At 62.9% G+C, this 26,301-nt stretch carries 28 protein-coding genes; 8 read left to right on the forward strand and 20 right to left on the reverse strand.

Annotated elements, in window-relative coordinates:
• Window positions 1–92 precede the first annotated feature (92 nt).
• The 4 genes from ku to HNQ60_RS24670 all read left to right on the forward strand — a co-directional run bounded on the left by ku (window position 93) and on the right by HNQ60_RS24670 (window position 3,155).
• A complete protein-coding gene (gene ku / locus HNQ60_RS24655) occupies window positions 93–965 on the forward strand; it encodes a non-homologous end joining protein Ku (RefSeq protein WP_184335437.1) in 873 nt (290 codons plus the stop codon).
• 120 nt (window positions 966–1,085) lie between these two features.
• Window positions 1,086–1,937, forward strand: coding sequence for a tetratricopeptide repeat protein (locus HNQ60_RS24660; RefSeq protein ID WP_184335438.1), 852 nt, complete (start codon window positions 1,086–1,088; stop codon window positions 1,935–1,937).
• 53 nt (window positions 1,938–1,990) lie between these two features.
• A complete protein-coding gene (locus HNQ60_RS24665; RefSeq protein WP_184335439.1) occupies window positions 1,991–2,698 on the forward strand; it encodes a DUF72 domain-containing protein in 708 nt (235 codons plus the stop codon).
• Between the two features lies 1 nt (window position 2,699).
• Window positions 2,700–3,155, forward strand: a complete 456-nt coding sequence (locus tag HNQ60_RS24670) for an AAA family ATPase (RefSeq protein ID WP_184335440.1) — start codon at window positions 2,700–2,702, stop codon at window positions 3,153–3,155.
• A 134-nt stretch (window positions 3,156–3,289) separates the two neighbouring features.
• Here HNQ60_RS24670 and HNQ60_RS24675 read toward each other — a convergent pair whose 3' ends face one another.
• From HNQ60_RS24675 to HNQ60_RS24700, 6 genes are all read right to left on the reverse strand, one after another.
• On the reverse strand, window positions 3,290–4,051 hold the full coding sequence (locus HNQ60_RS24675; protein ID WP_184335441.1) for an ABC transporter ATP-binding protein: 762 nt from the start codon (window positions 4,049–4,051) through the stop codon (window positions 3,290–3,292).
• A 55-nt stretch (window positions 4,052–4,106) separates the two neighbouring features.
• Window positions 4,107–4,865: an ABC transporter permease gene (locus tag HNQ60_RS24680; protein WP_184335560.1), complete on the reverse strand. Its 759-nt coding sequence runs from the start codon at window positions 4,863–4,865 to the stop codon at window positions 4,107–4,109.
• Between the two features lie 17 nt (window positions 4,866–4,882).
• Window positions 4,883–5,320, reverse strand: coding sequence for a cupredoxin domain-containing protein (locus tag HNQ60_RS24685; RefSeq protein ID WP_221304427.1), 438 nt, complete (start codon window positions 5,318–5,320; stop codon window positions 4,883–4,885).
• Window positions 5,317–5,943 carry an SCO family protein gene (locus tag HNQ60_RS24690; protein ID WP_184335442.1) on the reverse strand — a complete coding sequence of 209 codons (627 nt, stop codon included), beginning with the start codon at window positions 5,941–5,943 and terminating at the stop codon, window positions 5,317–5,319. The genes HNQ60_RS24685 and HNQ60_RS24690 overlap by 4 nt, the downstream gene beginning before the upstream one ends.
• 117 nt (window positions 5,944–6,060) lie before the next feature.
• Window positions 6,061–7,044, reverse strand: a complete 984-nt coding sequence (locus HNQ60_RS24695; protein WP_184335443.1) for an ABC transporter substrate-binding protein — start codon at window positions 7,042–7,044, stop codon at window positions 6,061–6,063.
• Between the two features lie 175 nt (window positions 7,045–7,219).
• Entirely contained in the window at window positions 7,220–7,561 is a 342-nt protein-coding gene (locus HNQ60_RS24700) for an MmcQ/YjbR family DNA-binding protein (RefSeq protein WP_184335444.1), read from the reverse strand.
• A 210-nt stretch (window positions 7,562–7,771) separates the two neighbouring features.
• Here HNQ60_RS24700 and HNQ60_RS24705 point away from each other — a divergent pair, with 210 nt between their 5' ends.
• Complete coding sequence (locus HNQ60_RS24705; protein WP_184335445.1) at window positions 7,772–8,182, forward strand: hypothetical protein; 411 nt, start codon at window positions 7,772–7,774, stop codon at window positions 8,180–8,182.
• Window positions 8,183–8,203: 21 nt separating this feature from the next.
• Here the strand turns inward: HNQ60_RS24705 and HNQ60_RS24710 are convergent, their stop codons facing one another.
• The 5 genes from HNQ60_RS24710 to HNQ60_RS24730 all read right to left on the reverse strand — a co-directional run bounded on the left by HNQ60_RS24710 (window position 8,204) and on the right by HNQ60_RS24730 (window position 12,339).
• Window positions 8,204–8,965, reverse strand: coding sequence for a DUF899 domain-containing protein (locus HNQ60_RS24710; RefSeq protein ID WP_184335562.1), 762 nt, complete (start codon window positions 8,963–8,965; stop codon window positions 8,204–8,206).
• 91 nt (window positions 8,966–9,056) lie between these two features.
• A complete protein-coding gene (locus tag HNQ60_RS24715; RefSeq protein WP_184335446.1) occupies window positions 9,057–10,352 on the reverse strand; it encodes an RNA polymerase sigma factor in 1,296 nt (431 codons plus the stop codon).
• Window positions 10,349–10,711, reverse strand: coding sequence for a YciI family protein (locus tag HNQ60_RS24720; RefSeq protein ID WP_184335447.1), 363 nt, complete (start codon window positions 10,709–10,711; stop codon window positions 10,349–10,351). Before HNQ60_RS24720 ends, HNQ60_RS24715 begins: the two co-directional genes overlap by 4 nt.
• Before the next feature lie 53 nt (window positions 10,712–10,764).
• Complete coding sequence (locus tag HNQ60_RS24725; RefSeq protein ID WP_184335448.1) at window positions 10,765–10,935, reverse strand: hypothetical protein; 171 nt, start codon at window positions 10,933–10,935, stop codon at window positions 10,765–10,767.
• Between the two features lie 339 nt (window positions 10,936–11,274).
• A complete protein-coding gene (locus tag HNQ60_RS24730; protein ID WP_184335449.1) occupies window positions 11,275–12,339 on the reverse strand; it encodes an NAD(P)H-dependent flavin oxidoreductase in 1,065 nt (354 codons plus the stop codon).
• A gap of 104 nt (window positions 12,340–12,443) precedes the next feature.
• On the opposite strand from HNQ60_RS24730, the gene HNQ60_RS24735 reads away from it, so the two are divergent.
• Window positions 12,444–13,436, forward strand: a complete 993-nt coding sequence (locus HNQ60_RS24735) for a ketopantoate reductase family protein (protein WP_221304429.1) — start codon at window positions 12,444–12,446, stop codon at window positions 13,434–13,436.
• A gap of 116 nt (window positions 13,437–13,552) precedes the next feature.
• Here HNQ60_RS24735 and HNQ60_RS24740 read toward each other — a convergent pair whose 3' ends face one another.
• Window positions 13,553–13,792: a hypothetical protein gene (locus HNQ60_RS24740; RefSeq protein WP_184335451.1), complete on the reverse strand. Its 240-nt coding sequence runs from the start codon at window positions 13,790–13,792 to the stop codon at window positions 13,553–13,555.
• 185 nt (window positions 13,793–13,977) lie between these two features.
• Between HNQ60_RS24740 and HNQ60_RS24745 the strand changes: the two genes are divergently transcribed.
• Window positions 13,978–14,760, forward strand: coding sequence for a ParA family protein (locus tag HNQ60_RS24745; protein ID WP_184335452.1), 783 nt, complete (start codon window positions 13,978–13,980; stop codon window positions 14,758–14,760).
• Window positions 14,761–14,860: 100 nt separating this feature from the next.
• Here HNQ60_RS24745 and HNQ60_RS24750 read toward each other — a convergent pair whose 3' ends face one another.
• The 6 genes from HNQ60_RS24750 to HNQ60_RS24775 form a co-directional block, all read right to left on the reverse strand.
• Window positions 14,861–15,103, reverse strand: coding sequence for a hypothetical protein (locus HNQ60_RS24750; RefSeq protein ID WP_184335453.1), 243 nt, complete (start codon window positions 15,101–15,103; stop codon window positions 14,861–14,863).
• 306 nt (window positions 15,104–15,409) lie between these two features.
• On the reverse strand, window positions 15,410–16,117 hold the full coding sequence (locus HNQ60_RS24755; protein WP_184335454.1) for a DUF6901 family protein: 708 nt from the start codon (window positions 16,115–16,117) through the stop codon (window positions 15,410–15,412).
• Window positions 16,114–17,469: a nucleotide 5'-monophosphate nucleosidase PpnN gene (ppnN, locus tag HNQ60_RS24760; protein ID WP_221304451.1), complete on the reverse strand. Its 1,356-nt coding sequence runs from the start codon at window positions 17,467–17,469 to the stop codon at window positions 16,114–16,116. The genes HNQ60_RS24755 and ppnN overlap by 4 nt, the downstream gene beginning before the upstream one ends.
• Before the next feature lie 59 nt (window positions 17,470–17,528).
• Window positions 17,529–18,107, reverse strand: coding sequence for a L,D-transpeptidase family protein (locus HNQ60_RS24765; RefSeq protein WP_184335455.1), 579 nt, complete (start codon window positions 18,105–18,107; stop codon window positions 17,529–17,531).
• Between the two features lie 177 nt (window positions 18,108–18,284).
• The gene (locus HNQ60_RS24770) at window positions 18,285–18,611 is read right to left on the reverse strand and encodes a hypothetical protein (RefSeq protein ID WP_184335456.1); all 327 of its coding nucleotides are present in this window, start codon (window positions 18,609–18,611) and stop codon (window positions 18,285–18,287) included.
• 59 nt (window positions 18,612–18,670) lie between these two features.
• On the reverse strand, window positions 18,671–20,824 hold the full coding sequence (locus tag HNQ60_RS24775) for a LysM peptidoglycan-binding domain-containing protein (protein ID WP_184335457.1): 2,154 nt from the start codon (window positions 20,822–20,824) through the stop codon (window positions 18,671–18,673).
• A gap of 494 nt (window positions 20,825–21,318) precedes the next feature.
• Between HNQ60_RS24775 and HNQ60_RS24780 the strand changes: the two genes are divergently transcribed.
• Window positions 21,319–21,963 (forward strand): hypothetical protein, encoded by a 645-nt coding sequence (locus HNQ60_RS24780; protein WP_184335458.1) that lies wholly within the window; start codon window positions 21,319–21,321, stop codon window positions 21,961–21,963.
• Window positions 21,964–22,032: 69 nt separating this feature from the next.
• Here the strand turns inward: HNQ60_RS24780 and HNQ60_RS24785 are convergent, their stop codons facing one another.
• Entirely contained in the window at window positions 22,033–22,857 is an 825-nt protein-coding gene (locus tag HNQ60_RS24785; protein ID WP_184335459.1) for a hypothetical protein, read from the reverse strand.
• A 270-nt stretch (window positions 22,858–23,127) separates the two neighbouring features.
• Window positions 23,128–26,163 (reverse strand): TonB-dependent receptor, encoded by a 3,036-nt coding sequence (locus HNQ60_RS24790; RefSeq protein WP_184335460.1) that lies wholly within the window; start codon window positions 26,161–26,163, stop codon window positions 23,128–23,130.
• Between the last annotated feature and the right edge of the window lie 138 nt (window positions 26,164–26,301).

A 26,301-nucleotide genomic window follows, 5' to 3' on the forward strand; every position in this document is an offset into this window, starting at 1 on the left:
AATATCACGGTCAAGCTCGTCGGTAAGGCGCCCGCCGGAACGTCCTTGGGGGCCAGGCATTTCCTACCCAGACGGGCAAACAAGAGGCAGCCATGGCCGCACGTTCTATCGGTTCACTGACCATCTCCTTCGGGCTCGTTGCGATCCCGGTCAAGCTCTACAGCGCCACCCAGTCGGGTAACGCGATCTCCTTCAACCTCCTGCACAAGGCCTGCGGTTCGCGCCTCAAGCAGCAGTACATCTGCCAGAAGGAAGGTGTGGTCGTCGAACGCGACGAGATGGTGAAGGGTTACGAGTTCGCGAAGGACCAGTACGTCCAGTTCTCGAACGAAGAGATCAAGCAGCTCGAGGAAGTCGGCACGCACTCCGTCGATATCTCCGAGTTCGTCCCGATCGAAGCCATCGATCCGGTGTACTTCGACAAGACCTACTACCTAGCTCCGGACAAAGGCGCTGCCAAGCCCTACGCCCTGCTCGTCGAAGCGTTGAAGGAATCGAAGCGCTGCGCCGTCGCCCACTGGGCTTCGCGCGGCAAGTCGCACATCGTGGCACTGCGTCCGGTCGGCGATGTGCTGACCATGCAGCAGCTCTACTTCGCTACCGATGTGCGACCGGCGACAGAACTCGATGTGGCCAAGATGGATGTGAAGCCCCAGGAACTGAAACTCGCACGCCAGCTCATCGATCAGCAGTCGGCTACCTCCTTCGATCCCGCGGCCTACACCGACGATGTCCGCGCCCGCGTCGAAGCTGCGATCCAGAAGAAGGTCGAGGGGCAGGAAATCTCCGTCTCGGAAGCACAGCCTGAAACCGGCGGCAAAGTCATCGATCTCATGGAAGCCCTGCGCGCAAGTCTCGAAAAAACCGAGGCCGCGAAGGAAACCGCCTCGAAGCTCGGCCCGCGCAAGGCGCCCAAACGCGTCGAGCAGCCCGCGAAGACCGCACGCCGCGCCGCGAAGAGATAAGATTCTCCACGGGGGACACGGGGCGCACGGGGTAAAGAGGTTCTGGAATTGAACATCCTGACCCCATGCTCCCCGTGCCCCCCGTGGAAATCTTTTCCGGCTGGACACACGACCCCCTTCATGCAGACCTACAGTGCCGCCGACATCGAACGTATCCTGCGCCTCTCGCGCAGTACGTTGCGCGGCCTGATCAAGAGCGGTTTCGTGAAGCCGGAGCGCGGTCCGCGTCGCGAGCTGCGTTTCTCATTCCAGGACCTCATCGTGTTGCGTGCTGCGCGAACGCTGCTCGAAGCCAAGGTTCCTGCGCGTCGCATCAATCGTTCACTGCAGGATCTGCGACGGCATCTGCCTGAAGAAGCGCCCCTGTCGGGCCTGAGCATCGGCGCCGTCGGCGACCAGGTCGTCGTGCGCGACGGCAAGAATCACTTCCACGCCGATAGCGGCCAATACGTTCTGGGGTTCGACGTCAGCGTCGAGAACGGCGTCCTGCGCGTCGTCGAGCGAAAGGAAGAAACGGCGAAGCGTGCCGAGCCCGAGCCTGCCGACATGGAGGAATGGTTCAACCGCGCGCTCGAACTGGAAGAAACGAATCCCGGCGAAGCGCGTGCGGCCTACCAGCGCGTCGTCGACGCCGATCCCGAAAATTGCGCCGCCTGGACCAACCTCGGCCGATTGCTGCACGAAGAAGGCGAAACCCGCGACGCCGAACACATCTATCGGCGCGCCGTCGAGCAGTGCGGCCCCGATCCGGTGCTCATGTTCAATCTGGGCGTACTGATGGAAGATCTGGGCCGTCCGCAAGCCGCGCTCGAAGCCTATCAATCGGCGATCACGGAAGATCCGAGCCTCGCCGACGGCCACTTCAATCTCGCACGCCTCTACGAAGCCATCGGCCAGCAACAGCACGCGATCCGCCACCTCGGCCAATATCGACGGCTGGTAAAGAACGCCGACGTCTTCAGCGATGCGTGATGCCGCCTTCCCTCCGGCTCGTTGCTAGCAGCTAGTAGCTCACAGCTTCCATCATGACCATCTGGGTCGGCACTTCCGGTTACAACTACCCAGAGTGGAAGGGCAGCTTCTACCCCGAGAAGCTGGCGGCGGCCGACATGCTGCCCTACTACGCGCAGCGGCTCTCCACGGTGGAGATCAACTACACCTACTACCGGATGCCGAATGCGAAGACGCTCGAGACCTGGAACGTCGCAACGCCGCCGAAATTCAAACTGACGCTCAAGGCACCGAAGCGCATCACCCACGATGCCAGGCTGCGCGACTGCGCGGACAACGTGAAGTATTTCACCGAGACCGCTGCGAAGCTGGGGCCCAAGCTCGGCGCGCTGTTATTCCAGCTGCCTCCGAGCCTCAAACAGGACCTGGCGCTGCTCGATGCATTTCTCGAAACGCTGCCGCAGGACACGTGCGCCGCATTCGAATTCCGGCATGGATCGTGGCTGAACGAAGAGCTGTACTCGCGACTGCGGGCACGGAATCTCGCGCTGTGCATCGCCGATGGCGAGACGATGGCGACGCCGACGATCATCACAGCCGACTACGCCTACTTCCGACTGCGCGACGAGGGCTACACACCGGAGGACATCGCTGGCTGGGCGCAACGGATTCGTGAATCGACGGTTCAGTGCAAGGAAGTGTACGTCTACTTCAAGCACGAAGAGGCGGGCCTCGGGCCGCAGTTCGCGAAAGTCTTCCTCGACGCACTCGGAGCCCAATGACATGCGCAAAGTATCCGCTGGCGACATACGCAAGGTATCCAAGGTTGCGCTGACTGATCAAAGCAATGCCCGCCTCGTCACGGGCTCGTCATCAGAGGAGCGCTTCCGGAACGCACAGCAACTCGCTCAGTCGGCGGGGCGACAACTGCTGCGGGTGGACCTCGCGCAAGTCGTCAGCAAGTACATCGGGGAGACCGAGAAGAATCTGCAGCAGCTCTTCGAGAAGGCGGAACGCGGCAACTTTGTCCTGTACTTCGATGAAGCGGATGCGCTCTTCGGCAAGAGAACCGAGGTGAAGGACGCGCACGACCGGTATGCGAATATCGAAGTGAGCTACCTGCTCGCCGCCGAGGATCGAGGTATTCCGATCCTGATCGGCACCTCACTCAGCAATCAGTCGCTCGCGCAGTCAAAGGCGGCGCTGACGTTGCAGCGGCCGAGGAAATGGCCGCCCTGACCGTCATTCCCGCGAAAGCGGGAATCCATCCGTTGCTCTCTTCCTGTCGGTCCGACTTTAGTCGGACGTTAGGCAGAAGGCCCGGATCGCTGGCGCGATGACGTCCGACTAAAGTCGGACCCACAGCCGGACTCCTAATCCCCGTAACTATCCACCCCAAGCTCCCGCAGGATCGCCACTCTCAGCTCCTGCGCCTCCGGGCTCGACAGCCGTCGCGGGTGCGCGAACGGCACATCGAACGTCGCCTGGATTCTCGTCGGTCGCGGTGACAGCACCATGATGCGATCGGCGAGATGGATCGCCTCCTCGACGTCGTGAGTGATCAGCATCACCGTGTGGCGCTCTTTCGCCAGGATCCGCAGCAGCTCGTTGCGCATGCGCAAGCTCATCAGCGCGTCGAGCGCCGAGAACGGCTCGTCCATGTAGAGAACTTCCGGCTTCACAACCAGCGCACGGGCGAGCTCGGCGCGCTTCAGCATGCCGCCGGAGAGTTCGTGGGGATACGCCTTCTCGAAACCCGTGAGGCCGACGATCGCAGCGTAGTGATCAGCCAGCTCAGCCTTGTTCGCCGGCGCGTGCCCGTTCAGGCCGAACATCAGATTCTCCCGCACGGTCAGCCACGGAAACACCGATCCGTGCTGCGAGATCAGAATCCCTTTCGCATTGGGCTTATTGCGCGGCTGCCCGTCGATGATCACGGCCCCCTGATCAGGCTGCACGAACCCCGAGATGATGTTCATCAGCGTCGACTTGCCGCATCCCGAAGGACCGACGATGGCAACGAACTCCCCGTCGCGGACCGAAAAGCTCACGCCGTCGACGACGTTCAACGCCGTCCCATCGTCCTTCGCAAAACCCTTGCGAATATTCCGAACTTCTATCTTGGAGCTCTGCATCTCTCTTATCCGCTTCTTGCCAACCGCCAACCGCCAACCGCCAACCGCTTCTGTCTCAATGCCCATACCGCCATCGAACCAGCTTCAACCCTTCGAGCATGCGCATCGTCCCATCGAGCAACAACCCGATCAGGCCGATGATGATCATTCCCGCGATCACCAGGTCGTAACGATTCCCCGCGTTACGCGAGTCCATGATCATGTAGCCGAGTCCCGAGCGCAGCGCGATCATTTCCGCCGCGACGACGACCAGCCACGCGACGCCCAGACCGATGCGCATGCCGACGATGATCTGCGGCAACACAGCGGGAATCACGACCTGCGTGAACAGCGCGTAGCGTGAGACGCCGAAATTCTCGGCGGCGCGCAGATAGCGTTTCTCGATCGTGTGCACGCCCACCGTGGTCTGCACGATCATCGGAAACACGGACGAGATGAAGATCAGGTAGATCGGCGACGCATTGCCGACACCGAACCAGAGAATGGCGATCGGGATCCACGCGATCGGCGAGATGGGGCGCAGGATCTGGAACAGCGGATTCAGCGTTGCGTAGGCGCCTTTCACCCATCCCATCCAGAGCCCGAGCGGGATCGCGACGATCACGGCAATCAGGAATCCCGCGCCGACGCGCATCAGCGATGCGCCGATGTGCATCCAGAGCGTGCCGTCCTCGATCAGCTCGATCGTGCCCGTCACCACCTGCCAGGGCGAAGGAAAGATCACGCTCTTCGTGATGGCCACGCTCGCCCACCAGGCCGCGATGAGGACCGCGAGAACCGCAAGCGCCGGGAGTGTCTGCTGCACCTTTCTCATGTCGTTCTTGTTCTCGATCAGGCTTTCGACTTCGACAACCATTCGCGCGTACGCCAGGCGATCCTCGCCCACGGCGTCGATGGGTTCGGCTCGACGATCACGGTCATCTGACCATTCGCATGCGCCGTGCACGCGAACTGATACTCCGATGCCACTTCAAACGGCAACCGGAAACTCTGCCCGGGCATCATCAGCGCCGGCCCGAATGTCTGCGGCACATCATCCAGATTGCGCAGCAACAGAACGTCGTTCATCCCCAGCGTCAGGCGAATCTCGTTCGGCAGGATCTCCACTGGATCGCCCGCCATGCGTCGCGCCCACGTGCCCTGCGGAATCTCGAAGACCTCCTCGCGCGACGCCGGCTTCTCGATCGGCGCGAAGCCCGCCCACCCCAATGCCGCGAGCACGACACCCGCGAACAGACCAGCAATCACCACGCGCGGGCTGAGAGTCATTCGCTCAGCAGCATCTTCAGATCGTGCGCGTAATCGTCCGGCGTGTGCCCGTATGGCATGAGCGCTCTCAGGACGCCTTTGCGGTCGATCAGATACACATACGATGAGTGCGCGACCATGTAGTTGTCGCCGAACACCTTCTTCTCGGCCTGGATGCCATAGTCCTTGCGAACTGCCGCCAGTTGTTCGCCACTGCCGGTGCCGCCGATGAAGGTCGGATCGAATGTGCCGAGGTACTGCTTCATGCGCGCCGCCGTATCGCGTTCGGGATCGACGGTGACGTAGACGACCTGGACCTCGGCACCCGCGGCACCGAGCTTCTTGCGTGCGGATGAAAGCACCGACAACGTCGTCGGACAGACATCGGGACACGACGTGAACCCGAAGCCCAGGACGACGAGCTTGCCGCGATAGTCGCTCAGCTTGAGCGCCGCGCCGTTCGACCCCTGCAGCGAGAAATCGGGCGCGAGCCGCGGCGGATCGAATACGCCGGCTTTCAATGCCGATGCCGCAGCGCTTGCCGTCGCTGCCACGACCAGGCTGACAGCGGCCAGCAGCCAGCCTGCGCGCGATTGACGCCCTGATCTGGCTGTTGAGCTGCTGAATCGATTCTTTATGGGCATGAAGGGCATGCGGCATCTGTGCGCACCGGGCGCCAGATTCACTTATAGGGCGCCCTCGGCGCCAGGGGCAACGGAAGGTCGATAAATTCTGGCTATCGCGAAGGGGACGCCAGCCAATCAGAGGTGAATGGCTGCCGGCCGGGCGACTCGCGCAAAGCTCTCGTCCATGTATTTCTCGTACGCGATCGGGTGCTTGATCGTGCCGGCGGCAATCGACAGCTGCATCAGTTCTTCGAACTCCGAACGGATCATGCGCAGGTCGCCGTAGGTCACACGGTCCGTCGGATTCTCCATGACGAAGCGGATGATGTTCGGATCCTGGTTGAAGTAGTCGCGCCCGGCAGCGATCTCGACGGCCTTGTTGCGGTTCTCCTGGCGCTGATCGAGCCACGCGCCCGCGCCGAGCACCTGATTGACGAGGTCCTGGACCATCGGACGATTCTCCGTGATCAGCTCTTCGCGAACCGTCAGCACGCAGCAGATGTACTTCGGCCACTCATCCCGCGTCATGCGCAGCGGGCGCGCATAGCCTGCACTCTGTGCGGCTGCGCCGAAGGGTTCGCCCGTGCAGTAAGCGTCAACAGCGTTTGCGTAAAGCGCGGCCGGCATGTCCGGCGGCGGCATCTCGACGATCTCGAGCTGGTCGATCGTCATGTTCTCCTCGGCGAGCATGCGCCGCAGGAACAGGAAATCGACGGCAAAACGGCTGGGAATCGCGATGCGCTTGCCCGTCAGCTCCTTGAACGAGCCGATGCTGGAATCCTTGCGCACCATGATGACCGCGCCGGAACGATGCCCGAGCGAAACGATCTTGACCGGAATGCCCTTGTCCGCGAGATCCATGACGAGCGGCGCGAGCATGTATGCCGCCTGGATGCGGCCCGACATCAGCGACTCCTTGATCTCTGGCCAGCCGCTGTACTTGCTGTACTGGAACTCATAGCGCGGCGCATCGGCCGCCGCGGACTGATTGCTCGCCGCTTTGGCGACGCACGCAACGGGCAGAGTGAGATTGCATGTCACCGGCAGGCCGCCGACGACGAGGGAATTGGGCTTCTGGGAAGCACAAGAGATCAGGCTCGCCGGCAGCGACGCTGCCATGAGACCCTGTAGGAACTGTCTGCGGTGCACGAACACGTCTGGCTTCTCCCGAGCATGACGCCCGTCTGAAGCAGGGCTTGCGCGGATCCAGGGCCCGTGCGGTTCGCTCGATGGAAGGGATTCTAGCCGAACCCGGTGCCGGCGCTGTCAATGCGCCGCAAGCCCGTTCGCGGAATCAGCCGCGACGAGCGTCCAGGGCCTTGAGCGCACTCTTCGGCGCGACGAGACGCCACGCGCGCTCGAGCTGGTCGGCGAAATCGCTGCTGGTGATGCCCTTCAGCAGGACCTTGGTCCAGCCCTGTTCGGCCCACTGGTCGACCGTGAAGGTGTACGGGTCCATGGAAAGGAGCGCGTGCTGGTCGTCCTGCGACAGCTTCAGGATCGCGATCGACTCGACCGGCCAGAGCACGGCATAGGTGTGCTCGCCGACGCGAAAGCCGCGATGGCCCCAGTGATCGTGCTCGTCCGTGCCCGGCAGGGCCATGGCAAGGCGGATGACTTCGTCGGTCCTAATCAAGGGTCCCACCCCTTCTGTTCAATTCGCGGCAGTTTATAGCACCCGCCGGCCCCAAAATCGTGACGTCCGCCGCATTCAGAAAGCCCGGAACGCGCCGCCTGACAGGGTTCCCCTGAAGCTCCTCCCGGAAATGGCGACCGGCCCGGCCGAATTCACCCGGCGGGTCCGGTACCATCCCCTGCAAGTCGTCGAATGTTGCCGGAATCCCCCGTGGGCATTCCCCGCCAGGACATGAAGAAGTTTCTCTTCGAACCGCCCTCCCAGCCACGCGCCAGCACCCGGGAAGTCCTGGTGCCCGCCTCCGTCCGCATCGCCCGCGAAAAGATCGTGGCGAAGCTGCAGGCTGCCAAGGCCCGGGCGACAGCGAAAGCAAAGCTGAAAGCCGCTCGTGAGGAACGTGAGATCGCGCGAGCCGCGCTGAAGATCGCGCGTGCGTTGGATCGGAAGGCGGCCCAGAAGGAACGTGAGGCAGCGAAGCTCGATCGTGAAGCGCAACGCGTGGCGTTCCAGCTCGCTCGTCGCGATCGACTCGAGGAACAGCGATTGGTCCAGCGGGCACGCCGCGAGGAACTGAAACGCAAGCGACGGAAGCAGGCGAGGAAGGCGACGGGTAGGCGCTGAAGAAGGCTCGTCGCTCGCCGCTCATCGCTCGCCGCTTCCCCTCCTCCCACAACGCGAATGCGGCGCTGTGCTCTCGTAGCGATCGTGATGCCTCACCCAGTCCGTGAGATCGAAGGCAGGTCCGGTTTCGTTACGGCCCTTCGGCGCCATGTCGAGATAGTTATAGGCCCCCGTGAGGTGCTCGGCGCTACGCCCATAAGCTGAGTAGGTGCGGAAGATCGCGCCCGTCTCGTCGCGGTAGAAAACACTGACGCCCGGCATTTCCTCGCTGTCGAGCTCGCGCGTTTCGAAGTTGTAGCTCACCGCGCCGCGCGCCAGATCCTCGGCAGTGAACGACACGCCGAAATCAAAGTTGAAGTCGCTCCCCTGGGACGAGACCCAGTGGAATTGCCAGCCCATGCGCCGGCGGAACGCGTCGATCTTCACGTAAGGAGCGCGAGACACCGCAGCGAAGGCGACGTCGTGATGCCGAAGGTGCACGAACGAGGAGTCGACGTGGTCGGCCTGGAATGAACAGCCGACGCAGCCTTCGACCCAGTCGGGCGCGAACATGAAGTGCTGGATGATGAGCTGGCTGCACTCACCGAAGAGATCCGCCAGCGTCTCCTCACCCTTCGGCCCGGTGAATACGTAGGGCTTTGTGACCCGTACCCACGGCAGCTCGCGACGTTGCTGGCGCAGCTCGTCGAGCTGCCGCAGCAGGTCCTTCTCCCGCAGAAGGTGATGCCGGCGAGCGGCGAACCACTCGCTTTCGCTGACGATGGGATGTTTCATGATGCAGATCCTCTTCGCGCACTTCCCGAAGCGGCGGCGATCGCCCTTCGCTTCAAGGACGCGCGGAAAACGCCGGTACCGACGTTCTCGCGGAGGATCTTCAGCTGTTGTGCGGACTGGTCTTGCGACGCGGCTTCTGCGCGTCCTCCGCCTGGCTGCCCTCGATCAGGCGATCGAGATGCGCGCGGATGTGTGCGGCTTCGGCCGCTGTATTCGCGAGTGACAAGGCGCGGTCGAACGCGAGGCGAGCTTCGGCTTTGCGTTCGAGCTGCAAGAGCAGCGCACCGCGAGCGCCGTGAAAGTGAAAGTAGCCGGCCAGCGCATCTGCCAGCGGCTCAACCATCGCGAGCGCGGCGGCGGGTCCATGCACCTTCGATACTGCAACAGCGCGATTGAGCGTCACGACCGGCGAAGGCTGCAACGTTTCGAGCACGGCGTAGAGCCGGTCGATCTCGCTCCAGTCGGTATCTTCGAAACGCGGTGCCTGTGCGTGCGTGGCCGCAATCGCAGCCTGCACCTGGTAGGGACCGAGTTGCCGCATTCGCAGCGCTGCATCGACCAGCGCCAGACCCTCGGTGATCATGTCGCGATTCCACAGGCTGCGATCCTGCATTTCCAGCAGCACGATCTCGCCAGCCTTGTCTAGTCGCGCGGGTGCACGTGCATGCTGGAGCAGGAGAAGCGCAGCGAGCCCCATGAGCTCGCTCTCGCCTGCGAACAGTTGCAGCATGAGCCGTGCAAGACGGATCGCCTCCTCGCACAACGGAGCGCGCAGATGCACTTCTCCGCCGCTCGCTGAGTAGCCCTCGTTGAACAGCAGGTAGACCATCGCCGCAACGGTACTGAGCCGCTCGGCTCTCTGTGCAGCGCCTGGGGTTTCGAATGGAACGTCCGCGGTACCGACGCGCCGCTTGGCGCGCGTTATCCGCTGCTCCATCGCAGCTTCCGTCACCAGGAATGCGCGGGCGATCTCGCGCACCGACAACCCGCAGACGACTCGCAACGCGAGGGCGATCTGCTGCGTCGCCGGCAGTTCCGGATGACAGCAGATGAAGAGCAGGCGCAGGACATCGTCACGGTACTGCGAATTGTCGAGCTTCTCGGCAAGCGGCGTTTCCGCATCGTCCGTGTTCGAGATCACGTCATCCGAGGGCAGCTCCTGCAACCGGCTGTTCCGCCGGACTTCATCGAGCGCCACGTTGCGCGCGACGAGAATGAGCCATGCCACCGGATCGTTTGGCGGCCCATTCACGGGCCAGCGCTTTAGCGCGCGCAGGCACGCTTCCTGGAATGCTTCTTCGGCTGTATCGAGATCGCGGAAATACCTCAGCAGCGCGCCGATCGCCTGCGGGCGCGCGTTCGTGAGAACCGCATCGATCCAGCCGATATCGGTCATGCCAGCGGGGCTCCCGGGAAGAAGCTGTGAACAGGCCGGACTTCGATACAGCCGGGCGGCTCGACGAGCTGCTTCGCAATCTCCTGCGCCTCGGCGAGCGATGCCACATCGAGGACGTAGAAGCCGAGCATCTGTTCCTTCGTCTCGGCAAACGGGCCGTCCAGCACGGCCTTCTCACGACCCGACCGCACCGTCGTTGCGAGCGTTGTCGGCTTCAGCCGCGCCACCGGCCCCATCTTTCCCTGGGCTGCGAGTCCCGCGATCACCTTCTCGTGTCGCGCCATGACAGCTGCATCTTCCTCCGCCGTCCAGGAGCCAACTGCGGCTTCGTCGTTGTAGCAAATGATGGCGTAGAGCATGGGTCGCACCTTGGGAGTCGCCTCAGAAGCCGCGCAGTATGCCCGATGCGTTCTCAGGCCTTGCGACGTGGCTGAATCTGCTGGACGACGGGCGCGGGAACGGTAGGCGCCTGCTTACGCGCCTTCCTGTCGCGGTACTTGCGGGCAGCGAAGAAGGTCAATCCACCGGCGGACGTGGTCCCGGCAACCGCCCAGGCGGCAGCGGCAAGACAAGCAGGGCACATGGCAGGACTCCTGTGGCAAGCGGGGCGATGCTCACAGGACGGGTGGGGACGAGGAGTGCCGACAATTACGGATAGGAAGGGCGATGAGCGGCGAGCGGCGAGCGATGAGCCGGAGATGAGACAGCCGACGGGCAACCCTGCCCTCATGGCTCACAGCTCGTGTGGGTCCGGCTTTAGCCGGACGTTATGCGAAAGCATCTGGCTGGCGGCCAGCCAGCTCCGCGCTATCGCACGACCGCGGGAATGCTTCGCATGACGTCCGGCTGAAGCCGGACCCACAGCAAGCACGAACACCCGAGAGCCACTTCCCTCTCTGGCTACCTGCTAGCGGCTAGCCGGCTAGTCGGCTATTCCTCTTCCCAACTCCTTCGTCAGCTCCCCCGCTCCCACTTCCTTGCAGCCTGTTGCGTTCTGCCCCGCCCACAGCGACGAGAAATCATTACGTCCAGCGGCCTCGGCTTTTGCACGCAGAGGGGCGACGGCGGCGGCGGCGAGCGGGAACTGCGGTGCCAGCGAGCTCATTGGTCCCTGCTCTTCGACCAATCGATTCACGATGCCGCGCGCAGGGCGGCCTGTGAAGACGTTGGTCAGTGCCGTGTGTTGAGCGGTGGGAGATTTCAAAGCGGCGCGATGGATCGGAGACGTCAGCGCTTCGTTGCACAACAAATAAGCGGTGCCGATCTGAACGCCCGACGCGCCCAGGGCCATGGCCGCGGCTACACCCCCACGGTCCGCGATACCGCCCGCGGCTATCACGGGCACATTCACTGCGCGAACGATCTGGGGTACGAGCGCCATCGTGCTGATCTGCGTCGTGATGTCTTCGGTCAGGAAAGACGCGCGATGACCCCCTGCTTCGAGGCCCTGCGCTATCACTGCATCGACGCCGTTGGCTTCGAGCCAGCGCGCTTCTTCGACCGTCGTCGCGGAGGCGAGCACCTTCGCACCCCAGGCCTTCACACGCGTGAGCAACGATGGCGACGGCAGACCGAAGTGGAAACTCACGACACGCGGTCGAAATTCTTCGAGCACCGACGCCATCTCCACGGTGAAGGGCTGCCGTCCGGGTCCCGTGGGAATCGACGCGATGTCGACATCGAATTCGAGGTAGTAGCGGCCGAGAGCCGAGCGCCAGCGACCCTCGCGCGCCAGGTTCGGTTCGGCTGCGCGATGACAGAAGAAATTGACGTTGTAAGGGCGCTGGGTTCCTGCGTGGATCGCAGTCAGTTCGGCGCGCACGGACTCTGCGTTCAGCAAGCCGCACGGCAACGACCCCAACCCGCCTGCATTCGACACTGCGATTGCGAGAGCGCTGCCCTGCGATCCGGCCATCGGCGCCTGGATCAGCGGCAACTCGGTCCCGATCAGCGCCAGCAGCTTCTCCCGCCCCCCGAAGCCCGTCATACACTGCTCGTCATTGCGAAGATGGCCGATCATGACGGCGGCGCGCCTGAAAAGCACCCACGCAGTTCGCGCAATCCGGCATGCAGTTTAAGTATGCTCACGACATGACAAGTTCCGTCGAAAACAGCCCGAAATTCGCCATCCTCGGCGCCGGGGCCCTGGGCTCCATCCTGGGCGCGCATCTCGTCCGCGCCGGCCATTCCGTCGTCATGCTCGTCCGCGAGCGACGTGCGCAGCAGATCCGCGAGGGCGGCCTGCGCGTGAAAGGATTGGTCGACTTCCAGGTCGAAGTCCCCGTGCTGACAGACGCATCGCAGCTGCGCAAAGCGGACGTGCTGGTCGTTGCGATGAAGACGACAGGCACAGCCGCCGCGCTTCAGCCGCTGCGAAACGCGCGGATCGGCGCGGCGTTCTCCGTCCAGAACGGGGTGTTCAAGGACGACGAACTCGTCGACGCCTTCGGACGTGATCGCGTCCTCGGCTCGCTGGCCAACACGAGCGGCGAGTTGCTGGCGAACGGCGATGCGCTCTTCACCCGGAACGTGGATCTGCAAGTCGGCGAGTTGAACGGGGGCCTGAGTCCCCGCGCGAAGGAAATCACTTCGACCATCGATGCCGCCGGCGTGCGTTCGACCGCCGTGCCGGACATCGTGAGTCTCGAATGGTCGAAGTTCGCCGTCTGGGCGAGCTACATGCCGCTGTCCGTGGCAACGCGATCGGCGACCTGGAAATATCTGCTCGATCCCGATATCGCGATCATCGTTGCACGCGTCGTTCGCGAAATCGGCGCCATGGCCCGCGCCCAGAGCATCGCGCTCAGCGACGACTCGATGTTGCCGGTGAAGAGCATGTGCGAGGAAACGGAAGACCAGGCGGTTCGGCGCGTACTCCAGGCGGGCGAGACGTTCAGGACCAAGGCGCCGGAGCACCGCATGTCGTCGCTGCAGGATTTCAACGCCGGCCGCCCTCTCGAGCTCGAGGACACCATCGGCCGTGCCGTGCGGAAGGCAGCCGAGTTGGGCGTGGCGATTCCGGTCGCGGAGTCGCTCTATCGGCTGGTCAGGGGGATCGAGAAGATCGCGGAGAAGAAAGAGTAGGAATTTCCACGGGGCACACGGGGAGCCACGGGGATCGGAACAGGAGATTTCTTCCGAGGTTCTTACCCCGTGGATCCCCGTGTGCCCCGTGGAGATTCTTCCTCCGGGGTCTTCGCTCAGACGCGCTCGACCGCTTCCCGCGAACGCATCAAACGTTGCCGTGCGAACTCGAACAGGAATGCGGACAGCACCAGCGCGATGATCGCCAGCGTGACATGCGGTGCGACGACGAGCGCGAATCCCGTCGCGGCGAAGAGCGCGCATGCAACGAGGAAGCCGATAATCCGGGGCGCCAGATGACGCAGCGCGCCAAAAGCGTCGTCGAGATCGTCGATCCAGAGCAGCAGGAATTCCATGCGGGTGCCTCGATGTTTGCGAAACTCTACGCGGACCGTTGCGGGGTCGATGTGAGCGGACTCACAGCCACCTGCTGCGACCAACGGGCAACCCAGTGACGGTCGTCACAAAGCGAACCTTGCACCTGGATTACCCTCTCCCGTAGGCTGATGAGCAAACGCCCGCCAGCGGCAAGCGGTTTCGCATGCAGAAGATCGTTCTACTGAATCCGAAAGGTGGTTCCGGTAAGACCACGATCGCGACCAATCTGGCGAGTTATTTCGCTGTATCCGGCCTACGGCCAACCCTGATGGACCTCGACGCCCAGGGCTCGAGCACGCGCTGGCTGAGCAAGCGCGCCAAGGGACAGCAGCCGATTCACGGCATCGCCGGTTACGAACGCAACTCACGCGTCACCCGCAGCTTTGCTACCCGTCTGCCGCTCGACACCGAACGGCTCGTCATCGATACGCCCGCCGCACTCGAACCGCAGAACCTGCCCGACATCACCCGCAATGCCACCGCGATCCTGGTGCCGGTATTGCCGTCGGATATCGACATTCACGCGGCGGCAAAATGCATCTCCGACCTGCTGCTGATCGCCAAGGTGAAACGCGAGGACCAGCGCATCGCCGTCATCGCCAATCGCGTGAAGAAGAACACGCTGATGTACAAATCGCTGATGCGCTTCCTGGAGACGCTGCAGATTCCCGTCGTCACCACGCTGCGCGATTCGCAGAACTACATCCGGGCCGCTGAAACCGGCACAGGCCTCTACGAGATGAAGCCATACCTGGTCAGGGAAGATCTCGACCAGTGGCTTCCGCTGATCGGCTGGCTGGAACAGCGTACGCCCCTGACATTACAGCCGGGCGCGCCTGCGATGACATCGATCTTGCGGGCAGGTGCGATTGCACCAACGGCGCCGGCGACTGCGGCTGCTGCGACGCCCACCTTGCCGGTCGGGCAGTTGACGGTCGACGGCTGAGCCGTCCTGTCATTCCCGTGCAAGCGGGAATCCATCTTTCTGAAGGAGTCGTATCAAGGCATGGATCCCCGCCTTCGCGGGGATGACGAGCGATCGCTCGTCACTTCTTGTCCTTGTCCCACCCGTGCTTGACCTTGTCGGTCCAGCTCTTGTAGTTGTTCCAGCTGTGCAGCGAACGCGTAATCGCAGCGTGACGGGAATTGCTCGGCTGGGCCCGGTCGAGCCAGTTGCGCTGTCCTTCGCGCGGCGCATTGCCTGCACGGACGACCGCACCGCCGGTCTCACCGACCCACGCCCGATGCGTTCCGGTCGCTGTCAGCTCATCACCTTTGTGTTCTGACATAGTCGTGCTCTCCTGTTGGAAAGCACGGTAATGATTCGCCCGGTTCTCGCGTGAGGAACTGGATCACAGCGATGTGGTGAAGTCGCGAGACTGCGACTGTGATCGCAATAACCTAGCTGTCACATGCCGCTCAGCGTCACACACTGACGCGGTTTCACACGCTATTTAACAGGCAATTATTTCGACAGTCAGGAGAGGATCGGGAGTTTCACACGGAGTTCACGGAGCACGCGGAGATGAACAAGTCTCGAATCCGATGCCTCCGTGATCGCCGTGAACTCCGTGTGAAATTCCGTGTGCTCTTCTTCAGGACGGTTCGGAAAGAAGCGCCGCGAACGCGGGCTTGATCTCGTCCAGTATTTCGTGGATCGCAGCAGGCACGAGACTGCTGTAGACATCGAGCAGGACGATCGCATTCACGATCGCGTCCTGCCGGCTCGCGGCACGCAGGCGCTGCGCCATCCCGCGATTCACTGCGTGCATGCCGTGATAAACGCTCTCGAGATTCTTCAGATCCAGATCCGCCGTGCCGCCATCGCGCGCCTTGAAATGCTGTGCGACGAGATACATCGCAGCGACGCGATAGGCAGTCTCCGATTCGCTCGAGAACGGCAGATGAAAACGCGCCATCGGCCGGAAAACCGCGGTCCGCGGACAGCCGCTCGACGCCATGATCAGGCCCATCAGCGACGCCAGTGCCTGCTGCGCCGACAGCGTCGCGATGACGCTGCGCTCTTCGCTTTCGACCGTCACACGGACGGTGTCATAGGAGACCAGATCGGCGAAGCCGTCGATGATGCTCGCCAGGTGCAGCGCGGCCGGGCAATGCTTGGTCTTCGCCGCGTCGAGCGGGCATCCCGCGCACTGGTGAAACGGCAGCTCCGTCCATGCGGGCGGATTCGGATCGGGCGCCGAGGTCAGCTGCGCGGTGTCATGGTCCAGCTGCAGGTTGAACACGCGTTCGCGCGAATCCGGGAGCGCGACCCGGTACGTCAGTTTCAGCGGAGCACTCATGCGACCAGCCGGTAGCAGGGCCGGTACTCGCCGGCGATTTTCATGCGTTTTTGTGCGACGAAGGCCGCGAGCAGCTCATCGAGCAGCGTCATGATCTCCCGGTCGCCGTGCAGCTCGAACGGGCCATGCGTTTCGATTGCCTGGACACCCTGCTCCTTCACGTTGCCCGCAACGATGCCGGAGAAGGCCCGGCGCAGGTTCGCCGCCAGGACATGCGGTTCGAGGCCGCGGCGCAGCTCGAGCTTCGCCATGGCTTCGTGGGTCGGCTCGAAAGGCCGCTGGAAATCGGGCGCGATGTTCAGCAGCCAGTTGAAGTTGTAGGCATCGCGGTGGGTTCGTCGGTGCTCGCGTACGGCTTCGACTCCCTTCGCCACTTCGCGCGCGGCCTGGGCAGCATCGCCGACGACGATCTTGTAGCGCCGCTGTGCGGCCTCTCCGAGGGTCGCACCGATGAACCGATCGATCTGCGCGAAATAGTCAGCTGACGACGAGGGCCCTGTGAAGACCACGGGCAGCGGCTGCTCCGCATTCGCGGGATTGAGCAGGATGCCGAGCAGGTACAGGATTTCTTCCGCGGTGCCGGCGCCGCCGGGGAAAACGATGATCGCGTGGGCCGTGCGCACGAACGCTTCGAGACGCTTCTCGATGTCCGGCATGATCACGAGCTGGTTCACGATCGGATTCGGCGGTTCGGCGGCGATGATGCCGGGCTCCGTCATGCCGATGTAACGACCGTCGCGGATGCGCTGTTTCGCGTGGCCGATGGTTGCACCTTTCATCGGGCCCTTCATGGCGCCCGGGCCGCAGCCGGTGCAGACACTCAGCGCGCGCAGGCCCAGCTCGTAGCCAACCTTCTTCGTGTAGTCGTACTCGGCCGAACCGATCGAATGACCGCCCCAGCAGACGACCAGGTCGGGCCGGCCCTTGTAGTCGAGAATCCGGGCGTTGCGCAGGATCTGATAGACCGCGTTCGTGATCGACGCAGGATCGTTCAGATCGAAGCGGTTGTTGCCCAGGATCGCGTCGTGGATATAGACGATGTCACGCAGCACCGCGAACAGGTGCTCCTTGATGCCGCGGATCATCTGGCCGTCGACGAACGCACTCGAAGGCGCGTTGCGGACTTCGAGCTTCACGCCCCAGGCCTGACGGCCCAGGCGGATGTCGAAGTCCTTGTAGCGGCCGAAGATGTCGCGGATGTCGTCCGTCTGCAGGCCAGAGGACAGCACTGCAAGCGCGCAGCGACGGAAGAGCTGGTAGACGCCGCCGTGCCCTGCGCTCAGCAGTTGGGCGACTTCGCGTTGGGAGAGGTTTTCGAGACTGCCGGTGGGCGATACGCGCGCATCCACCAGTGCATCAGGTTCGGAGCTCGAGAGCGAAACGGTAGTGCCGCCCTCACTCGAGGGTGGGGTCACGGCTGGATCTCGATCGGCGTATCTGGCGGCGTCATCAGCCAGATCTCGACCATGTCGGAGTTCGAAACGGCAATGCAGCCTTCGGTCCAGTCGACATTGGAGTAGTAATCGCGCGGCTTGCGCGGGGTGTTCGGCTGGCCGTGAATCATGATCGCGCCGCCGGGCCGCTGACCCTGCTTGCGGGCGCGCGCCACGTCCTGGTCATTCGGGTAGGAAACCTGGATCGACAGGAAGTACTCGCTGTTCGGGTTGCGGCGGGTCAGCTGGTACCTGCCTTCGGGTGTGCGGAAATCGCCTTCGAACTGTTTGTGCCCTTCGGGCCGCAGGCCGAGCGCGATCTTGTAGGTGCGCAGGATCTCGCCGTTGCGCATGAGCTGCAGGGTCCGCTGGCCCTTGCGAACGACCACGGCATCGGCGAGCGGCAGGCCCGCTTCGACGCTCGAACTCGCAATGGCGGACGACGACAGGGGACCTTCGGCGTGCGCCGCGAGGCCAAGGAACGCCAGCAGGCCCGGGAGCGCCCACCGCAGGATCGATCGCTGAATCGGCATTCGTGTCAGTTGAGTTCGCACCATGGCGATAGCACCGCGAGTATAGCCTGCTTATGTTGAGCGGCCAGAGGACGCCAGTCCCCCAGCCTCGTTCGGTGCCTATCTTGGGATGCAGTTCATGAAATGCCGTGACCCGGATCACCGGCTCGCCAGGTTAGGTGAGCACCTTAAGCGCAGTGACGACGGTATCTCACTCCCGGTTCAGGAGGCCGGTTCGAGGTGCACTGCGACACAGCCCTGCCTTTCCGTCCCTGTCTCCGGGACCAGACGGTATCGCTCGCCCGCCGCGACCGAGACGTTGAGTTCGAAGCGACTCGTGCTGGCCGGGTCCTGAATCACGCAATCCACGAGCAGGACGTGGTCGCCTGGCATCACATCGACGCCGCTCTGACCGACGCTCAATGTGCGCCCGTCCACCTGTCGCAGAAGCGCCGACACCGGAAGGCCAGCGGTGAAGCGCAGATCGCCGCTGATATGCGCGACTTCCTTGCTGCTGAGCTTCGGCCCGTCGTAGGCCTGTTGAGTCATGCAGCCGCTCGCGAACATCACGCTCGCTGTCGCAAACCAATGTAGAGATGTGAGGCGCATCAGCCGGCAGGTCCTGTGTTCGCGGGCGCCGCGTTCGCAGCGGCCACGGGTTCGACGGTCGGGATGATCAGTTTCGTGCCGGCACGCAGCGACCCCAGATCCACATCCGGGTTGTACTGCCGCAGCAGCCAGATCGGAATGTTGTAGCGCTGCTGCGCGAGCACCCAGATCGACTCGCCGCTCTTGATGACGTGACTCACGTCGCCGCTGATGCGGAATTCCGTGAAGAACGCTTCCTGCAGTTCGCGGTGATAGGCAACGCGACGCGCTTCGAACTGGTCGGGCGTGACCTTCGAGAAATCGAGCTTCAGCTTGCGACCGATGACCACCGGCGTTGCCGAGGTCATGCGGTTCAGCTTGCGCACCTGGCTCGCGCGAACTTCCAGCCACTCGGCGTAGTGACCGATGGTCTCTGCCGCCTGCACGCGAATCGTGCTGCCGTCATGAACCGAGTAGTCGGCCGGGTCAGCCGATGCAGCGGCTTGCGCACCGGGAACCAGCGTCGGACCCAACTCCTCCGCTTCCCTTTCAGAGGCAGGCTCTGCAGCTTCATTCACGGCCGCGACCTCGGCCACTGCAGCTGCAGCAGGCACGGCGGTATCGACAGGAACCTGTGCCTCAGCCGGCGGCGCAACGCGAGCGGATGCCTGCAACGCCAGCACCTGTCCCTCATAGACGAAGTTGCGGTTGCGGATCTCGTTCATGTCCATCAGCGCCTGTTCGGTCAGGCCGTGCTTCGTGGCGATCTTCGACAGCGTGTCGCCTCGTTTCACGATGTAGCGATTCTCGGTACCGACGACGCCCGTCGGCGCGGCTGCCGGCGGAGTCGGCTCCTTTTCCTTCTCTGCCTGCGCGACCTGAACAGGCGCCTGTGTCGGCTTGCCCGTCGTCGGTAGCGTCAGAACCTGGCCGGCGTGGATGCGATACGGTTTACGCAGACCGTTCATCTCGGCGAGGCGCGCCATGCTCACACCGTATCGGCTGGCGATCACCGAAAGCGTCTCACCGCCACGAACCTTGTGCTTGGTATCGGCAACCTGCGCATCGAAGCGATCCGCGCTTGCGAGACGCGCGACGACTTTGTTCATGTCCATCTCGGCGGGAACCCGGAACTCGAAACCCCGCGGCACGTGGCGCGAGCCGTTCCACACGGTCGGCAGCAACGAGGGATTCAGCTTGCGCAGGATGTCACTGTCGACCTGGAGCGCCGAAGCAAGCTGGCTCGCCGGCACATAGCCGGACATCACCATGATCTGGCTGTTGTCGATCGGATGAAGCTTGACGGGGCCGAAGAACTTCTCGGGATTCGAATCGATCTCGAGCGCCGCGAGGAAGGCGACGTAGAAATTGCGCGACGCGAAGCCGAATGAGCGGCTGCTGTACTCGCGCACGATCGTCGTGATGTCGCTCGTGCCCATGGCTTCCTGCGCGCGGCGCATGCCAGCAGTGCCGTGGTTGTACGCAGTGAGTGCGAGCGGCCACGAGCCGAGCACGATGTGATTCTGTTCGAGGAAGCGACCCGCGGCTTCAGTCGCGATGTACGGATCGAGCCGTTCATCGACGACGCTGTCGATGCGCATGTAGCGGCGGCCGGTGCCGCGCATGAATTGCCACATGCCTGCCGCACCGACTTTCGAATAGGCATATGTGTTGAATGAAGACTCGACGTGGGGCAGCGCCGCGAGTTCCGTCGGCAATCCCATCTTCTGGAAGGTCTTCGCGATGTGACCCTTGTACGCGCCCGAGCGGATCAGGCCTTCGAGGAATCGATCGGACTGACCGAGCTGAAAGCGCACTTCCTCCGACGCTTGCTCGAACCGGGCGCGGCGTGTGCCCTTTGGCCACAGCGCCTGCACGCGCAACTCCTCTTCGCTCAGGTCGGTGGCGCCGGCGGCGAGGCGATCGAGCATCCGGCTGTACTTGCGCTTCGTGTCGTCGATGCGCTTCGAACGCTCCCGCGGCGACAGATCACCCGGGAATTTCATGATTTCGTAGACCACATCGAGCCGCACGGGATCGTGGATCAACCCACCGTCGGTACCCACTTCCGTGTAGATCCGCCGCCAGAAAGCGATGTCGTGCTCTAGCGCAGCCGGACGCGGGAAGGCATCGCTCGCGAAGACTGGGGCAGCCACCAGGGCCAGCAGGATCAAGGAAATGGCTCGAACGGAACGTAGCATCGGCGTTAAGGGGTCTTGAGGGAATGGATGAGTCGTCAAAACAGGCACTTAGACTATGTAAAACACCGGCCATTGCTCAACTGCATGGTTCACAGACTGAGAACGGCCCGCTGGCTGGTTGGCAAAGCGGAGGCGGCCGACCCGGCGCGCACATATATATGCGGGCGCCGACCACTCCGTCATTCCCGCGAAAGCGGGAATCCATCCTGACAAGCACAGAGATGGCCCCCGCCTGCGCGGGAGTGACGGAAATGAACTTGATCTGACGGCATTCGCCCGCGACGGTTCCTTCCTGCTGTGGGTCCGACTTCAGTCGGACGTTATCGCCGCAGGCGATGCTTCGCTGACGTCCGGCTAAAGCTGGACCCACAACAAGAGACCCGCCCGGAGGAACTTCGCAGATCAAGTCGCCTCTAGACGAGACAAGAACAAACCTGCTCGTTTGGGGATGAATCGCGGTCGAGCCCGTGCACTCACAACCTGGCTCTCATTGGCGCGTGCGATGCGCGGCGGTTCTCATCGTCACGATCCTGCATGCGCTGCTGCTGCTCCTGATCTGGAAATCCCGCCAGCTGCTGCTCGTGCACGAGGCGTCCGCCGATCGCTTCATCGAGTGGATTCGAATCGATCCGCCACTGGACAACCCGGTACCCTCCTCTCCGCCCGAGCCGGACTTGATCGCACGAGAGCGAACGATCGAGCTGCAACAACCGTTACCACCTCCGGCATCGACTGCTTCCGCAACTGAGTCGCTACCACCGCGGCAGATCGACTGGAGTGCGCACGGAGCGTATGCGGCAAAGAAGGCGGTCGAGGGTAGCGTCAGCGAACCCTATCGAAACTTCGGCCCGCGCAAACAGGGCCCGCCGCCCGAACCGGGCGCGCCGGCGCTCTTTGAAGAAGAGGAGGAGAAATTCGGTAAGGAAGGAACCGACATCCACGGCGATCCCGTGGTGTGGCTGAGCAAGCACTGCTACCAAGAGCTCGAGAAGACCGTTCAGACCGCGCGCGACTGGGTCGATCCTCGTCCGCGGCTCACGCAGTGCATGTTCAATCTGGGCTCACCCGAACCGCGCGGCGATCTGTTCGAGCATTTGAAGAAGAAGCGGTGAGCGATGAGCTGTGAGCCAGAGAAGAATCTTTCTCCTCTGGCTCACCGATCGCCGTTCGCAGCCTCTTCCTCAGGTCGCCGGAGCCGCTGCTGCCTTGGCCGCGGGAATATTGAACGCCTGCTCGACCTTCGCGACCGCGGCCCCGATGCCGTCGCTTGCGGTCTTCGCTTTTGCCGGCAACGTCTTTCCGGCGACCGAAGCATCGACCTTTCTCACCGCTTCGACGAATGCGACGGCCTCGCCGGAGGCTGGCTTGCCGTCATCGACTCGCGACTTGAGCGCCTTGGCGGCCTTGTGCATCGCTTCGATGCTGCCCTCCGCCGCCTCGATGCCGGCCTTGTCTTCCTTGCCGAATACCGTCTTGAGCTCGCGCTTCAGGTTGTCGCCATTCTTGCCGGCGGCAGCGGCGGCGTCCTGGATCTCGAGGTCGTTCATGCGGCGGGGCGGATTGGTTGCGTTCGGAAAGTTTGATCCGTACGCGCCCGCAAGGTTGTTCAGGCTGGCCTTGAATTCATCCCACTCGCTGCGTCCCTTGAGCGTCGGCGCCTGCGACTGGATGAATTTCTCCATGCCGTCCGCGTAGCTCATGACGGCATTGAGCTCAGCGCTGGCGGCGTACTTCTTGTCGAACCGCTCTTTCAGCCTTTCGATGCTGGTCTTGAAGTCCTCGAGGAAGGCTTTCACGTCCACTTCGCCCTGGGCGCCACGGACCGTTGCCTTCTTGATGTCCTTATCGAGCGCCTTCTGGAAGGTGTTGGCGGACTTTTCGACCTGCTCGATCAGCCCTTCGACGGCCTTGTCCCCCGGCCGGGCGGTCTGGGCAACCGCTGGGAGCGCAATGACGGCGCCGAGAGCCGTCAACGCAACAACGCCCAGGATTCTGGCAATGCTCATAGTGTTCTCACCCTGTCTTGGAGTTGATATTCAGTGCGATCCCGCCTCCCGGCAGCCGCCCGGAGGGCGCACGCCAGTCATCCAAGACTAGCCGTCCGGCCGGTGAATACCTGTAAGGGTCAAGCGCAGTTTTTGCGGGTGCAACAAAGACTGGGCCGGCGGGGGCACCCCGGAGAAGAGTTTCACACGGAGTTCACGGAGGGCACGGAGATGAAGCGGAAGAAGGTTCCTTCTCCGTGATCTCCGTGATCTCCGTGTGAAACTCCGGCCTTACCTCCACGCCGCACTCAACGACAACTTGAACGTCCGCGTCGGCTGCAGCCAGGTGGTCGGCTGGAGGAAGTTCTCGTTGAAGTCGCCGAAGTTGCCGGAGAACTCGTCCCGACCGTCCGGGTTCTGCCAGTTGAAGACGTTGAGCACGTCGAACCGGATGCGCAGGTCGAGGTCTTCCATGACGGTGAAGGTCTTCTGGGCAGCGAGATCGAACTGCTTGAAGCCCAGCGTCGTGTCCGGCTTCTTGGCATCCCAGAAACAGCTCTGCGGGCTCGAGGCCTGGTAGCAGTTCACCGTCGAGTAATACATCGGCGAAGCGAGGTTCAGCTTGCCCGACAACCCGATGCCCCACGGACCGTCATAGATCGCCGTGGCGACCAGCCGATGCTCCGGCACCCCCGTCGACGGATTCCAGCCGAACAGGTCGATCGACGGATAGTCGAAGATGTAGGTGTCATCGTCCTTCGCCGAGTTGAGTCGATTCTCCTCGCCATCGGTGTACGTGTACGCGAAGGTCACGCCCCAGCCGGACGACTCGGTGTACGGCTTCTGCACTGACAGCAGCACCTGTTTCGATTTCGTCTCGACGCCGTTCGTGCCGAGCAGCAGGTTGCCCAGCGTCTGACCCTGGTAGGCCGGATGCTCGCCCCACGGCTGGTTGCCCCAGGTCACGCCCGGCGGGAAGAACGATCCGTCCGGATAGCGCTGGCCCAGCAGGAAGATGATGCCGTCCTGGTACTCCACGTACGCGAGCGTCAATGACGTCAGCCAGTCATGCTCACCCAACGTCCAGCGATCGCGGATCCCCAAGCTGAACTGATCCGAGTAAGGCGTCTTCAGGTCATTGTTGAGCATGAATACTTCGGCGCCGCGCGCGGGATTCGCCGCTGCCAGTGCATCGAGTTGCGCCGGATCGAAATAGATCGGGTCGAACGGTCCGAGACACGTACCTCCGCGCGAGCTGCACTGGGTCGGCGGCGATGTCGGCGAATCGAACCAGTACTCGTAGCGCGGGAAGCTGCCCTTCGTAGTTTCGCGCGCAAGGTACTCGAAGACATTGCGATCGTAGGAACGTCCCGCGCCGCCAAACAGCACGTGACGTTCGTCCTCGGTCAGGTCGAACGAGAAGCCCAGGCGCGGCGCGAAAGCACTGTCGAATGCGTCGCGGTTGTTGCCGGTGCTGATGTACTCATCGATGTTGATACCGCCGAGACGCAGCGCTTCGGAATATGGGGCACCGCCCGCCGCCGGATTCGGGTTGGGCGAGGCCAGCGCATCGATCACGAGCTGCTGGGTGACGTAATCGAGGTACTGCGGCGTCTCTTCGTAGTCGTAGCGCACGCCGAGATTCACCTGCAGGCGATCGGTCACGTCCCAGTCGTCCTGGAGATAGATGCCGTACTGGTGGTTGTCCGATTCAACGCGGATGTCCTCGACCACGCGCGGCGTGCCGAAGATCACGCGCCACGGTGTCTGCGTCGGGTCGTTGATGTCGACGGAGAAATACGGGTTGTACGGCGACTGCGATTCCACCGTCATCTTGATCTGCTTGTACTTCACGCCAGCCTTGATCGTGTGATACCCGGCCAGTTCGACGGAATTGAACGTGATGTCGTTCTGGATTCCCCAGCCTTGCTGGCTGCGGTCGTCGAACACGTTGCCGCCGCCGTACGTCAGCACGATATTCTGCTGGTCGAATCCGCCGTTGAAGAGCTGGAAACCATTGCCATTGGTCACGGGGCGCGGAGTGAACTGCGAATCCTCATAGGTGATATGCGCGTCGTTCGTGAAGAAGTCGCCCGTGTACTGATAGCGCAGATCCCAGCGCGACTCCTTGTTGTCGTTGATCGTGCCGTAGCTCGGCGCCTCGGAATCGCCGAATGAGTAGTCCCCTTCGTCGCGATATTTGGCCGACAGTTCGAACAGGTGCGCGTCGGCCAGTGTCAGGTCTACCTTGGCGAACATCAGATCCTGGTCGAAGTCCTCGTTGAACACGCCGACGAAACCCGCGTAGGCGGGAGGCAACGGTCCGGTCCAGTTGGTCGGGAACACGGTGGCCGGCGACTCGATCTTCTTTTTCTCGTACGCCACGAAGAAGTGCATGCGATCGCGAATGATCGGGCCGCCCAGCGCCATGCCGTATTGCTGCTGCTCGGACGGCGCCTTGGTGTCGTTCTCGATCTCGCGCGGGTCGCGGGCACGCCAGTCCTCGTTGGTCGTGTCGTAGAACGCTTCCGCTTCGAACTCGTTCGTACCTGACTTGGTTGCCGCGACGATCGCGGCGCTGGACACTTGATCGAATTCTGCCTTGTAGTTCGACGTGATGACTTTGTACTCACCAATGGCCAACTGCGGGAACGGATTGCCGCGCGTGCCCTTGTTGGCAGCGGAGCTGTCCGCGAGCTTGCCCTGACCACCGACGCCGCCGCGCGTCACGTAGTTCTTCTGGCCGACACCATCGATGTAGACATTCACGCCATTTGCCGACTGCGCGCCGCTGCGCAGCTCGGTCTGGCCGTTCGCACTCTGAACGAACTGCATGCCCGGCACCGTCTCGGCAAACTGCAGGAAGTTGCGCGAGTTCTGCGGCAGCAACTCGATTTCCTTCAGGGACACGTAGCTCGCCACTTCAGAAGTCTTCGCTTCCACCAACCGCGTTGCCGAGACGGTGACCGAGTCGGTGAGCTCCGTCGCAGCAGCTTCGATGCCCAGGTCGAGCGTCGCACGCTGGCCAACCGCGAGCTGCACGACTCTCGAAGTCGTCTGTCCGTTGGCGGTCACGTCGATCTTGTAAGGACCTGGCGGCAATCCGCCAAGCGTGTAGTTGCCGTTCGCGCCAACCTGCGCCGATCGGGTGAGACCGGTCGCGGTGTTGGTAGCAGTCACTGTCGCACCGGCCGCCGGCGCCTCACCGGAAGTGACTTGCCCTTGCAGCGTCGCACTGGTGGATTGCCCGAACACGCACGGCGCTGTCACGAGCATTGCGCCCGCGATCGCGGCCCGAAGAACCCGATACTTCGTTGAAGAGCTCATCCGATATTCCCCCTCAAGTGAACGCGGACCCGCGGCGAGACTTCGGCAAACCGATTGCGCGCTGTCGCCGTGCGTCGCGCAACACGATGTTCGTTGGCGAATAGCAACGGCGCGATGGCTCCCGGAAACGTCATTTGG

Source organism: Povalibacter uvarum, assembly GCF_014202975.1.
GTDB lineage: Bacteria > Pseudomonadota > Gammaproteobacteria > Steroidobacterales > Steroidobacteraceae > Steroidobacter > Steroidobacter uvarum.

Coding starts and splice junctions, on each gene's coding strand:
- ku (WP_184335437.1), top strand. CDS start 93: ATGGCCGCACGTTCTATCGGTTCACTGACCATCTCCTTCGGGCTCGTT.
- HNQ60_RS24660 (WP_184335438.1), top strand. CDS start 1,086: ATGCAGACCTACAGTGCCGCCGACATCGAACGTATCCTGCGCCTCTCG.
- HNQ60_RS24665 (WP_184335439.1), top strand. CDS start 1,991: ATGACCATCTGGGTCGGCACTTCCGGTTACAACTACCCAGAGTGGAAG.
- HNQ60_RS24670 (WP_184335440.1), top strand. CDS start 2,700: ATGCGCAAAGTATCCGCTGGCGACATACGCAAGGTATCCAAGGTTGCG.
- HNQ60_RS24675 (WP_184335441.1), bottom strand. CDS start 4,051: ATGCAGAGCTCCAAGATAGAAGTTCGGAATATTCGCAAGGGTTTTGCG.
- HNQ60_RS24680 (WP_184335560.1), bottom strand. CDS start 4,865: ATGAGAAAGGTGCAGCAGACACTCCCGGCGCTTGCGGTTCTCGCGGTC.
- HNQ60_RS24685 (WP_221304427.1), bottom strand. CDS start 5,320: ATGACTCTCAGCCCGCGCGTGGTGATTGCTGGTCTGTTCGCGGGTGTC.
- HNQ60_RS24690 (WP_184335442.1), bottom strand. CDS start 5,943: ATGCCCATAAAGAATCGATTCAGCAGCTCAACAGCCAGATCAGGGCGT.
- HNQ60_RS24695 (WP_184335443.1), bottom strand. CDS start 7,044: ATGGCAGCGTCGCTGCCGGCGAGCCTGATCTCTTGTGCTTCCCAGAAG.
- HNQ60_RS24715 (WP_184335446.1), bottom strand. CDS start 10,352: ATGACCGATATCGGCTGGATCGATGCGGTTCTCACGAACGCGCGCCCG.
- HNQ60_RS24720 (WP_184335447.1), bottom strand. CDS start 10,711: ATGCTCTACGCCATCATTTGCTACAACGACGAAGCCGCAGTTGGCTCC.
- HNQ60_RS24725 (WP_184335448.1), bottom strand. CDS start 10,935: ATGTGCCCTGCTTGTCTTGCCGCTGCCGCCTGGGCGGTTGCCGGGACC.
- HNQ60_RS24730 (WP_184335449.1), bottom strand. CDS start 12,339: ATGACGGGCTTCGGGGGGCGGGAGAAGCTGCTGGCGCTGATCGGGACC.
- HNQ60_RS24735 (WP_221304429.1), top strand. CDS start 12,444: ATGACAAGTTCCGTCGAAAACAGCCCGAAATTCGCCATCCTCGGCGCC.
- HNQ60_RS24740 (WP_184335451.1), bottom strand. CDS start 13,792: ATGGAATTCCTGCTGCTCTGGATCGACGATCTCGACGACGCTTTTGGC.
- HNQ60_RS24745 (WP_184335452.1), top strand. CDS start 13,978: ATGCAGAAGATCGTTCTACTGAATCCGAAAGGTGGTTCCGGTAAGACC.
- HNQ60_RS24750 (WP_184335453.1), bottom strand. CDS start 15,103: ATGTCAGAACACAAAGGTGATGAGCTGACAGCGACCGGAACGCATCGG.
- HNQ60_RS24755 (WP_184335454.1), bottom strand. CDS start 16,117: ATGAGTGCTCCGCTGAAACTGACGTACCGGGTCGCGCTCCCGGATTCG.
- HNQ60_RS24765 (WP_184335455.1), bottom strand. CDS start 18,107: ATGGTGCGAACTCAACTGACACGAATGCCGATTCAGCGATCGATCCTG.
- HNQ60_RS24770 (WP_184335456.1), bottom strand. CDS start 18,611: ATGACTCAACAGGCCTACGACGGGCCGAAGCTCAGCAGCAAGGAAGTC.
- HNQ60_RS24785 (WP_184335459.1), bottom strand. CDS start 22,857: ATGAGCATTGCCAGAATCCTGGGCGTTGTTGCGTTGACGGCTCTCGGC.
- HNQ60_RS24790 (WP_184335460.1), bottom strand. CDS start 26,163: ATGAGCTCTTCAACGAAGTATCGGGTTCTTCGGGCCGCGATCGCGGGC.